Annotated in this window: 13 protein-coding genes; 9 read left to right on the forward strand and 4 right to left on the reverse strand. The window is 33.6% G+C overall.

Annotation, left to right across the window (positions count from 1 at the left end):
* Positions 1–9: 9 nt before the first annotated feature.
* The 4 genes from fur (at position 10) to cls (ending at position 3,035) form a co-directional block, all read left to right on the forward strand.
* Entirely contained in the window at positions 10–468 is a 459-nt protein-coding gene (gene fur, locus A9G03_RS07455; RefSeq protein WP_065634306.1) for a ferric iron uptake transcriptional regulator, read from the forward strand.
* Between the two features lie 72 nt (positions 469–540).
* A complete protein-coding gene (locus A9G03_RS07460) occupies positions 541–1,083 on the forward strand; it encodes an inner membrane-spanning protein YciB (RefSeq protein WP_065634305.1) in 543 nt (180 codons plus the stop codon).
* Positions 1,084–1,107: 24 nt separating this feature from the next.
* A complete protein-coding gene (yciA, locus tag A9G03_RS07465) occupies positions 1,108–1,566 on the forward strand; it encodes an acyl-CoA thioester hydrolase YciA (protein ID WP_065634304.1) in 459 nt (152 codons plus the stop codon).
* Positions 1,567–1,571: 5 nt separating this feature from the next.
* A complete protein-coding gene (gene cls / locus A9G03_RS07470; protein WP_065634303.1) occupies positions 1,572–3,035 on the forward strand; it encodes a cardiolipin synthase in 1,464 nt (487 codons plus the stop codon).
* A gap of 24 nt (positions 3,036–3,059) precedes the next feature.
* Here the strand turns inward: cls and cpdA are convergent, their stop codons facing one another.
* Entirely contained in the window at positions 3,060–3,890 is an 831-nt protein-coding gene (cpdA, locus tag A9G03_RS07475; protein ID WP_065798832.1) for a 3',5'-cyclic-AMP phosphodiesterase, read from the reverse strand.
* A 168-nt stretch (positions 3,891–4,058) separates the two neighbouring features.
* The gene (gene nudF / locus A9G03_RS07480) at positions 4,059–4,688 is read right to left on the reverse strand and encodes an ADP-ribose diphosphatase (protein WP_065798833.1); all 630 of its coding nucleotides are present in this window, start codon (positions 4,686–4,688) and stop codon (positions 4,059–4,061) included.
* Positions 4,689–4,828: 140 nt separating this feature from the next.
* Here nudF and tolC point away from each other — a divergent pair, with 140 nt between their 5' ends.
* Positions 4,829–6,184: an outer membrane channel protein TolC gene (gene tolC / locus A9G03_RS07485; protein WP_065634300.1), complete on the forward strand. Its 1,356-nt coding sequence runs from the start codon at positions 4,829–4,831 to the stop codon at positions 6,182–6,184.
* Positions 6,185–6,332: 148 nt separating this feature from the next.
* Here the strand turns inward: tolC and A9G03_RS07490 are convergent, their stop codons facing one another.
* The gene (locus A9G03_RS07490; protein WP_065634299.1) at positions 6,333–7,223 is read right to left on the reverse strand and encodes a LysR family transcriptional regulator; all 891 of its coding nucleotides are present in this window, start codon (positions 7,221–7,223) and stop codon (positions 6,333–6,335) included.
* 84 nt (positions 7,224–7,307) lie between these two features.
* On the opposite strand from A9G03_RS07490, the gene A9G03_RS07495 reads away from it, so the two are divergent.
* Together A9G03_RS07495 and A9G03_RS07500 are read left to right on the forward strand one after the other, a co-directional pair.
* Positions 7,308–7,988, forward strand: a complete 681-nt coding sequence (locus A9G03_RS07495; RefSeq protein WP_255307699.1) for an NADPH-dependent F420 reductase — start codon at positions 7,308–7,310, stop codon at positions 7,986–7,988.
* A gap of 124 nt (positions 7,989–8,112) precedes the next feature.
* Positions 8,113–8,892, forward strand: coding sequence for an SDR family NAD(P)-dependent oxidoreductase (locus A9G03_RS07500; protein ID WP_065634374.1), 780 nt, complete (start codon positions 8,113–8,115; stop codon positions 8,890–8,892).
* A gap of 140 nt (positions 8,893–9,032) precedes the next feature.
* Here the strand turns inward: A9G03_RS07500 and A9G03_RS07505 are convergent, their stop codons facing one another.
* Positions 9,033–9,335, reverse strand: a complete 303-nt coding sequence (locus A9G03_RS07505) for a MerR family transcriptional regulator (RefSeq protein WP_065634297.1) — start codon at positions 9,333–9,335, stop codon at positions 9,033–9,035.
* A 147-nt stretch (positions 9,336–9,482) separates the two neighbouring features.
* Here A9G03_RS07505 and A9G03_RS07510 point away from each other — a divergent pair, with 147 nt between their 5' ends.
* Together A9G03_RS07510 and A9G03_RS07515 are read left to right on the forward strand one after the other, a co-directional pair.
* Positions 9,483–10,646: an MFS transporter gene (locus A9G03_RS07510; RefSeq protein ID WP_065798834.1), complete on the forward strand. Its 1,164-nt coding sequence runs from the start codon at positions 9,483–9,485 to the stop codon at positions 10,644–10,646.
* A gap of 3 nt (positions 10,647–10,649) precedes the next feature.
* Positions 10,650–11,318 carry a YcdB/YcdC domain-containing protein gene (locus tag A9G03_RS07515; protein WP_143425830.1) on the forward strand — a complete coding sequence of 223 codons (669 nt, stop codon included), beginning with the start codon at positions 10,650–10,652 and terminating at the stop codon, positions 11,316–11,318.
* Positions 11,319–11,359 lie beyond the last annotated feature (41 nt).

Raw genomic sequence — 11,359 nt, forward strand, 5'->3', positions numbered from 1 at the left:
GAATGCAATATGACAAATCATGATAACGATAATAACGCTGCGCTAAAAAGCGCAGGTTTGAAAGTTACTTTACCAAGATTAAAAATTTTAGAGCTATTGCGTGATCCTTCATGTCAACATATCACAGTCGAAGATCTTTATAAAAAGTTACTTGATATGGGTGAAGAAATTGGACTTGCCACAGTTTACCGTGTTTTAAATCAATTTGATGATGCGGGTATTGTTACACGTCATAATTTTGAAGGTGGACGAGCGGTTTTTGAGCTCGCAACTCAAAAACACCATGATCATTTAATATGTTTAGATTGTGGCGAAGTATTTGAATTTCGTGATGAAATTATTAATACTAGGCAAAAAGAAATTGCCGAACAATATGGCGTTAAATTAACGTTCCATAGTTTGTATCTTTACGGTCATTGCCAATCAGGAAATTGTAAAGCACATCCCGAACTTCATACCAAAAAATAAGGCCTATTATTAATAGGCTTTTTTTCTTATTTAACTCTTAATAAGTATCTCATCTATCAGGTTAATAATTACATGAAACAACTTTTGAATTTTATTCCACTGATTTTCTTTTTTGTCTTTTTAACAATGTATGATATTTTTGCTGGCGTTCAAGCACTCATGATCTCAGCAACCATTGCTTTTCTTATTATTCTCGTTATTTATCGAAAAATAGATAAAGTAGAGTTGTTATCATACCTGATGATCATGATTTTTGGTGGTTTTACATTATATACTCGTGAACCCAATATCATTAAATGGAAAGTGACAATCATTAATTTTATCTTTGCTTCTGCTTTATTAATTAGCCAATTTATTTTTAAAAAAAATCTTTTACAGAAAATGCTTGGTAAAGAGTTGCAATTAAATTTAGCTGTCTGGAACAGACTAAATTTGTTATGGATAGTATTTTTCATTTCGTGTGGAGTCATCAGTTTAATCACAACTTATTATGCTCCTGATGAATTTTTTTGGATTTTCAAAGTATTTATTTTACCCGGTGCCTCTTTACTATTATCATTAATATCTGGTATCTATATTTATCGAAATTTAAATAAAAACGCTAGTACCGAGTAAAATGTTATAACTAAGGCTTTCATCATGAAACAAGACACAACTAATCCTAAAGGACAATTGGTATTAAGAACACTTGCGATGCCTGCTGACACAAACCCACATGGCCATATTTTTGGTGGTTGGATTATGTCACAAATGGATCTAGCTGGCGGAATTTTATCAAAAGAGATCGCCAGAAACCGTGTAGTAACAGTCAATGCAAGTAGTATCACATTTTATAAACCGGCAATGGTAGGCGATGTTGTCTGTTGTTATGCTCATTGTATTAAAACAGGTAAAACCTCAATCACTATAGGCATTGAGGTTTGGGTAAAAAAAGTACTCGACACATCAGACACCCCTCAACGTTTTTGTATTACTGACGCAGTATTTACTTATGTATCAGTTGATAAACATAACAATCCTAAGCCATTACCTGAAATTTTTCAGCATTATGATTGTAGCAAAGATCCCATTAGTCAATTAAACTTAAGCAATAGTTAACTAATATGCAATATACTTCATTTCATGCCTTAATTAGTTCATTAATCTTCTTCGTTTATTGGTTGATAATCGTTGCAGTAACTTTACGGATAGTGTTTAAGCGTAGGCCAACAACTTATGTCATTGCTTGGATGCTGGTCATTTACATCTTACCTATCGTTGGAATTATTCTTTATTTTTCACTTGGTGAAGCACATTTAGGCCAACAACGCGTTAAACGTGCGCAAAAAATGCGACCAATCATTGCTAATTTTATCAATCGAATTAGTGTATTTTCTGATATTTTTACCACCAAAGTTAGCCAAGTAAGTAAACCCATTTTCCAACTTTGTAAACATCAAACCGGACTTGATGGTATAAACGGTAACCATATCGAACTGCTTAGTGACACCGATACCATATTTGATAAACTCATTGAAGACATTAATCAAGCCACTTCTAATATTGAAATGGTTTTTTATATTTGGAACGAAGGCGGTCGAGCAGATGATGTTGAAAGCGCACTGATTTCTGCCACAAAACGAGGTGTAACATGTCGTTTAATGGTTGATTCAGCTGGTAGCCGCCATTTTCTTAAAACTAATGCAAGCAAAAGAATGCGAGCTGCTGGTATTATAATTGTTGAAGCGCTTAAAGTTAATTTACTGCGCTTTATGTTTAGACGGCTCGATCTTCGCCAACATCGTAAAGTGGCTATCATTGACAATTATATTTCATACACAGGTAGTATGAATATTGTTGATCCACGCTTTTTTAAACAAAATAAACATGTTGGTGAATGGGTCGATGTCATGGTAAGAATGCGTGGACCTGTAACGACCTTAATGGGCGCAATTTATGCTAGTGATTGGGAATTAGAAACCGGTACAGATTTAGCTTTACCGCAAATTACCGACTTTGCAGAGCCGCCAGAAGAGAAAAAGCATATCATGCAACTTATTGCTTCTGGCCCTGGTTATACGGAAAACATGATCCATCAGGTGCTACTTACTGCTATTTATTCAGCACAAGAGCAAATTATTTTCACCACACCTTATTTAGTACCAAGCGATGATATTTTACATGCAGTTTGTACTGCTGCACAAAGAGGTGTTGAAGTAATTATCATTGTTCCTAAAAAGAATGATTCATTAATGGTCAAATGGGCAAGTCGAGCTTTCTTTTCAGAACTGCTCGATGGTGGTGTAAAGCTATATCAGTTTAATAATAACTTATTGCACACAAAAAGTGTGTTAATTGATAACCAGTTAAGCTTAGTTGGTACTGTAAATTTAGATATGCGCAGTTTATGGTTAAATTTTGAAATTACCACCGTCATTGATGATGCTGAATTTGCCCAATCGTTATCTAACCTTTTACAAAAATATTTAGCGCAATCAGACGAAGTAAATATCGAAACGTGGAAACAACGACCAATTTGGCAGCACGTAGTTGAACGGCTCTTTTACTTTTTTGCTCCATTACTGTAATTGGTTATATTTAATTACAGTAATTTAATAGCCATTTTGTGATAAATCAGGTACAAATCGATTGTCGCCAATCCGAAAAACAGACGTGCTAATTGAGCCATCATCTTTTAATTTAATTTCGCGCCAGCCTGGCGCATCTTTATCTGCTAACTGAAAATCATAGCTATTTGGTTTAAATTGAACACAAGTTGATGGTGTTGAAAACGCTAAGCAGTGATGCCATAAATGATCTTGCTCTTGATGAATATGCCCCCATCCCACCCCTTTTATTTGTTGGTAACATTGGATAATTTGTTCCAATTGATGACTATTTTTTAATATATGTTGATCAAGCCAATGACAACTGGAGGATATAGGATGATGATGCAAAAAAACCAATGCATTCTTATCTGGGTATTGGGCTAAAGTATGTTGTAAAAATTCAAGCTCTATATTGCTTAAAAAGCCATAAGCTTGCCCTTCAACTTGGCTATTAAGAAGAATGATTATCCATTTATCACCAAGTGATACAACCTTATTATCAGCTAAATTATAATCGGCAAAAACAGACTGCATATAGCCATAGTTATCATGATTGCCAGCTAACCATACACAAGGCGTTTTTAAACTTATAATTTGCTCTGCAAAACGTTGATAAGCAGTTTTTGATCCATCTTGTACAAAATCACCAGTTGCTACAATTAAATCATACTTTCTTTTCGTACTTTTTATTTCATCTAACACCGCTAAAAAACTGGCATTTGAATTTACGCCAAGTAATGCACTATTATCATCTGAAAAAAGATGCATATCGGTAATTTGTAATATTTTGGCGTGTTGTTTATTTTGTGTTGGAAGCTGTAAAAGTGATTCCAAAATTCACCTCAATTATTCATTAATACATTACAGTTAATGACGGAAATAGTAAAACCTAGGGGTGTAGCGAGTGATATAATTTTTATTATAAATCCTAGCGTTATATTAAAGTGTAAAATAGATCACATTTTAATGAAAGAAATAATTAAATGTGATCAACAATACTCATTACATCCACTCATTTTTTAATCGATGATGATTAAGTTGTAACCACTGTAGTGCAATAATCGAAGCCGCATTATTAATTAAACCATCTTCTACCCATTGGTAAGCTTGTTCTCTGCTCACTACATGGACTTTAATATCTTCGTTTTCTTCAGCTAATCCATGAACGCCTTTTGCTGTCGTTGAATCAACCTCACCAACCAAAATATGCAATTTTTCAGTTAGACCACCAGGTGAAGCCAGATAACTTGTAATTGGCATACAACGACCAACTTCAATCCCGGCTTCTTCCATAGCTTCGCGCCTTGCAACATCTTCACAAGATTCATTTTCATGATCCATCATGCCGGCAATCAGCTCTAACATCCATGGTGTATCTTGAGTTTCAATAGCAGCAATACGAATTTGTTCAATTAAAACAACTTCATCACGTTTAACATCATAAGCTAATAACACGACAGCGTGACCACGTTCTAAAATTTCTCTAGTGACAAATTCACTAACAGAACCATCGAATTTGCGGTATTGAAAACGATATTCAAGTAATGAAAAAAAACCCTTATACAAAACTCGTTTGGTTAGATTGAACACATCGTTTTTGTTGAAATGGACAGGATTATTGATAATTTTCATATTGTTTCTCAATTTTAAGCTAAATTTTAATAAAAAGTGCGAATGTTACATAAACTATGCTTACTATATGCTAATTATCTGTTAAAATCACTTAAATCAACGTACTATTATATTTTAATGTTTCTTAAAAGAGATAATTGATGAAAAAAACGCTAACTTTTCTAATCGGCTTAACATTAAGCCAAGCAGTTTTTGCTGAAAATTTGGTTCAGGTTTATGAACAAGCCAAAGAAACGAACCCAGATCTACGAAGTTCATTAGCCGATAAAGACAAAGCTTATTCAGCAATTTCTGGCTCTCGAGCAAGTTTATTACCACAAGTTGGGTTAAGTGCTTCTTACGGTGTAACACATGGTCGCCGTGATACTAGTGGACAAAAAAGCAAAAGTGGTAATTTATATCAAGTCACTTTATCACAAAGTATATTCAATTTTGCTAATTGGAAAAATTTAGATATTACAAAAAAACAAGCGAGTATTGCGGATATCACCTATCAATACCAAGGGCAAACATTAATTTTAAATACTTCAGTTGCTTATTTTAATGTGTTAAAAGCGCTTGATGCATTAAGCTTTATCGAAGCTCAGAAAAAAGCCATTGGTCGTCAATTAGAACAAACCCAGCAACAACATCAAGTGGGTTTAGTAGCTATTACAGATGTACAAAATGCTAAAGCTAATTATGATTTAACCGTTGCACAACAAGTTAATGCTTTAAATGATTTAAATAACGCCATTGAAGACTTACGGCAAGTCAGCGGTCGTTTTTATTCCCAGTTAGCAAGTATTAATACCAATACGTTTAAAACTGAAATGCCAACTCAAATCGGCGCATTGTTAAAACAATCAGAAACATCAAATCTGAATTTATTAACAATGAAATTAAATCAAGATATCGCGCGCGATCAAATCAAGTTAGCACAATCTGGTTATATGCCAACAGCAAGTGTTGATGCATCGACAAATCTCAATAAAACCGACCGATATGGTAATTATAGTTCTGCTGGCACACCTGCTGCCCGTAATGGTAAAAGTTATTCAGGCAGTAACTATGTTGGCGTGAGTGTTAGTATGCCAATCTTCTCGGGCGGTGCAACCATGTCTCAAGTTGAACAAGCGCAACACAACTTTGTCAGTTTTAGTGAAAAACTTGAAAGCACCAATCGTAGCGTGATCAATCAAGTTCGTTCTTCTTATAACAATATTTCGTCATCTATCAGTGCAATCAAAGCTTACCAACAAGCGGTTGTCTCTGCGGAAAGTTCATTAGAAGCAACCACATCAGGATACCAAGTTGGAACACGTACTATTGTTGATGTATTAAATGCCACAACTCAGCTTTATAGTTCTAAGCGCAACTTATCTGATGCTAAATATACTTATTTAACGAGTTTATTGCAGTTGAAGTATGCAGTTGGAACATTAACTGCTGATGACTTAGTTTACCTTAACAATATGTTAGGAAAAGAATTAAGCACAACAGTGACAATCAAATAAATAGTAGTTTAAATCCGTTTAAACTATTAACTAAAAAGGCGACTAAGTCGCCTTTTTTTGTTATCAATATTTTAACTAGTGATTATATTATCCCACTTAGATTCAGTTATATCGACCAATATACATATAGTAAACAACATCGAATAAGCTAAGCCATCTTATCCACTATAAATTCAATAAACATCTTTAATTTCAACAACTGGCGTTTATCCGCTGTATAAAGTAGATGAACTTCTCTAGGTGGTGGTAAATACTCCTGTAGAATGGGTAATAATTTATGTTGTTTAATTGCTTCACTTAGCATTGACTCAGGTAACATCGTTACTCCCAATCCTTGAATTGCGGCTTGTGCTAACGCAAAGGTATCATTACTTTGTAACATTCCGGATATAGGAAGATTAATCACTTGACCATTGACTTTAAAAGACCAAAGATGATCTTTTCTTGTTGGATTAACATATTGATAAATTAAACATTGGTGTTTTTTTATATCATTGGGTACTGATGGTATTCCATATTGAGCCAAATAACTTGGCGCAGCAGCAAAAATAAGTTGAAAAGATTTGAGTTTACGAGCAATTAGGCTTGAATCATCTAATACCCCGATACGAAATACAGCATCAAAATCATCCTGCACTAAATCAACATAGCGATCACTTAATTGAAGATCAATATTTACTTTGGGATAACGCTTCATAAAACAGCTAATAACTGGAATTAAATTGAAATGACCAAAACTGACTGGCGCACTGATCCTTAATCGACCATTAGGTTCTTCACTAAATTGCTGGGCAAGATTTTTTGTTGCTTTAACTTCATCAAGAATAAACAAACACCGCTCATAATACTGTTTGCCAAATTCAGTTAAATGCTGTGAACGTGTTGTTCGATTAAGTAGCTTTAAACCAATGTATTTTTCTAGGTAAGAAATATATTTAGTGACCATTTGAGGTGAAGTATTTAACGAAACAGATGTAGCAACAAAAGATCCTGTTTTTACTGTCACAACAAACGCTTCCATGCACTTTAACAAATCCAATTATCAACTCCTAGTTGTTAATAAATCAATTATTATCGTATTTATTATCTATTATTTTATAAAGATAATACAACTACTTTATTTATTCAGAGGAAATATAAAATGAAAAAAATATCAATTATTGGCGCGGGCTTTATTGGTCAAGCTTGTGCAAAATTATTTATAGAATCTGGGTATCAAGTTATGCTAAGCAACTCAAGAGGAAAAAATACACTTTTCAGCGTAGCAAGCTCGATAGGTTGTCAAATCGGCAGCCAACAAGAAGCCATAGAATTTAGTGATATTATCGTAACTGCAATACCTTTTGCTAACTATAAACAGTTACCAACAGATTTGCTAAGTAACAAAATTATTATTGATACCATGAACTACTATCCTGATAGGGATGGTCATTTTGAGTTATTGGATAATCATCAAATAACAACCAGCGAACTTGTCGCTCAACACCTTAACCAATCGAAAGTAGTCAAAGCATTTAATGCTATTCTTGCAAAAGATATCGTTAAAGATGCTAAACCAAATGATAAAGTTAACAGAAGAGCGCTGCCTGTCGCTGGTAATGATATGCCAAGCAAACAGGTAGTTTGTCAGTTGCTTGACCAAATTGGCTATGATTATATTGATGTTGGCAATTTATCAGAAAGCTGGCGATTTGAACGAGCTAAACCTGCTTATTGCATTTCACTTAATCGTGAACAATTAAAAGAAGCTTTAGCAAAAGCGACCAAAGAAGGTGAATTACCACATAATTCATGGAAATCTTAAATTAAGGGATACAATTCAATTATCTTTAATGCTTTAATATTAAAAAAAATGGCAATTAACCGTTTTATTTAATTACTAGACAAATTAAATTTAATAATCGTTTTAATGGAAATAAAATATGAATATGACAGATAAAAGATACACAGCTATAACAGGTGCGAGTTCTGGTATAGGTTATGCAACAGCACTTGAATTTGCTAAACGCAATAAATCCCTTATTCTTATTGCAAGAAGGGAAGAACAATTAATTGATCTTAAAAACAAAATTGCAGAGACCAACCCAGCGGTCGATGTCATTATAAAATTATGTGATTTATCCGTAGCCAGTAATGTACATTCACTTTTTCAAGATCTTGATCAATATTTTATCGAGACTTGGATTAACAATGCGGGTTTTGGCAATTATGGAAGTGTTAAAGAGCAGGACTTAAATAAAATAGAATCAATGCTACATTTAAATATTGAAGCATTAACAATTCTATCAACACTTTATGTGCGTAAATACCAAGATCAAGCGAATACTCAAATAATTAATCTTTCATCAAGAGGCGGATACACAATAGTACCAAATGCAGTCACATACTGTGCAACTAAATTTTATGTTAGTGCATTCACTGAAGGTTTAGCTCACGAATTAAAACAAGCTAAAGCGCCATTACAAGCTAAAGTCCTTGCGCCTGCTGCAACCAAAACAGAGTTTGGACAAAAAGCTAACAATGTCACCGATTATGACTACAATAAAAGCTTTGCAAAATATCATTCAGCCGAACAAATGGCACAATTTTTGTTGGCGTTATACGATAGTGATAAAGTCGTTGGTGAAATTAGCACTAAAGACTTTTCATTTTCACTTAAAGATAGCATATTCCCATATTCAGGCAATCCAGCTGAAAATCAAAAATAGTAAGATGATGCCATATTACTATTGAATGATATTTGAATAAAAACTAACTCAAAACCATAACATTGTTATCGTTTTGAGTTTTTTTAAATCTAATTTAAATAAATGGTATCTTAAACAGCTAATGCCTAAAAAACCTATTGTTACATCTGAATTAAATTCATCAGTGAGCCAATTTTAGCAAACCTTTCTTCAACTTTCTTAGCTGCGCCATCTAATGAATATCCATCATCAATCAATTCTTGAATAAGAATTATCTTTTTAATATTGGCTAAATCAAATTGGCGAGATTTAGATTGCGGGTCAACTGTTTTAATGATGCCTTTTTCTTCCCAATAACGTAATTTCCTTACTGGAATTTTAGTCATTTCAGAAACTTCCCCAATACCAACAATCACAGTTGATAAAAAGTCATCATACGTATTTTTTAATGAATTATCACCCATGTCGAAAACCTGCTTATATTCAAAATAAACGCTTATTATAAGGCACAATTTCTTTAAACAACAAATAATGTTGCATTTAAGATAAAAATGACTCTATAATTCAATAATTGTACTTTAACTACAATTATTGAATATTTAGAGCTTAACATGAAATATAAATTAATTATAGGTACCTTTTACATTCCTCTTATTGCACTGGCCGTTGTGAGTCAACTTTATATATTAATGCCTGTCTCAACCAATCTACTACTTTTTGTTACTCACGCAAGTGCCGATAATATTGGATTATTAACCACCTTTTTTGGCATTTTCTACGCTATCGGACTGATTGTCTGGGGAAGTTTATCAGACAAAATCGGCAAGGATCTCACTTTAATCATTGGTCTGCTATTACTTGCCTGCGTTAGTTTTATCTTACCACTGTTACCAAACTACTATTTACTACTGCTTGCTCGTTCAGCTCAGGGATTTTGCGCCGCCTCGTTTCCGCCTGTTGCTTTAGCGTGGATTTCGATTAACTTGCCTGACAGCTCAAAATCTAAAGCGATATCAATAATTAGTTGTGCATTTTTACTTGCAGCAACAATTGGGCAATGGTTAGGGTCGTTATTGATTTCAAACTCACTGTTCTATGCAATGTGGTTTTTAGGCGGTATTTATGCATGTGGTGCCACTATTTTTTACGTCTATCACTTAAAAAGCGAAAAAAATAATCTGGCCGTACCAAGTACAACGCTTATTTCAATATTGTCTAAGTTACCAACTATACTGATCAATAAAAAATTGTTTCCAGTATATCTTTGCTCATTATTCGTTTTACTCGGTTTTGTTGCACTTTATTCCGTATTATATCGTAGCTCGCTTATCAGCCATATTCCAACTTTAAGAAGCATTGGTATTGTTGCTATGCTATTTAGTTTAACCGCAAGTTATCTATTTAAAGTGATCAAACCCGCATATGTGCTAGCAATAGCGCTTTGCTTAATGGCATTAACATTATTGATACAGGCATTTTTTATAAATGATCAAATTAACACGTTATTTTTCCTCTATCTCTCTCATTTCATATTCATCATTGGTCTTGCTTATGCTATTCCTTCTATGATTGTATATGTAGCAACACAATCAGAGATTAAAGATAGAGGTATTGCAACATCACTATATACTTGTATTTTGTTTATTGGTGTAAGTCTTGGGGCATTTTTACCGTCTTTAATTAACCCTTTTATACTAATAACCGCGCTTTCTCTTTTACTTTTACTCTGCGCAATCCAACTCATCATCAATTTAACCCTCATCATTAGGAATTGATTTATGATAAAACGATTAATCAAACTGACACTAATTTTTAGTTTTTGTTATTCAACATGCTATGCTCAACAATTGCACCAAACAAAGGAAAATACGATGGCCTTAACCGAGTTAACAAACATTAGTACCCAAGCTGCACCCAATTTACAACAATTATTAGATAATAATGAACGTGATTTTAAGTTAGTTTTAACTATTGAAGCAAAGCACAACAAACAACCAGTGACACTATATCGTTTTGAACCGCAAGAAACCATGCAACTTAATAACCAGCATATCTCATTTTTATTGGATAATAATACTGGGAAATTAGAAGGATTTGTTAGATTATTGCCGAAATATCAATCATCTAAAACGCAAGTAGATAAAGATAAAGCATTATCAATAACACTTAAATTTCTAGAAACTTATGCACCCGATTTATTAAACAACTTTAACAATAATTGGATAGATACGCATGATGAACAAATCATCGTTGACGGAAAAAAAGTGACGTTGACAGGTATGAAGGTAAAATGCCGTGATTTAAATACAGGTCTTTACTTTTGGACAATTATTGCACCAGACGAAACAGTAATGGTTTTTGAAAGGGATGTTGAATGGGACTTTATTCGTGCGGGTCGTCAAACACAAAAATGGTTGCACGATAGCTGGTTAAGTAAAAACTTATAATTCAACTAACCATCGTAGTGAGGTGCAATTTCATTTAAATA

The sequence above is a fragment of the Gilliamella sp. wkB171 genome (genome assembly GCF_001693755.1).
GTDB lineage: Bacteria > Pseudomonadota > Gammaproteobacteria > Enterobacterales > Orbaceae > Gilliamella > Gilliamella apicola_F.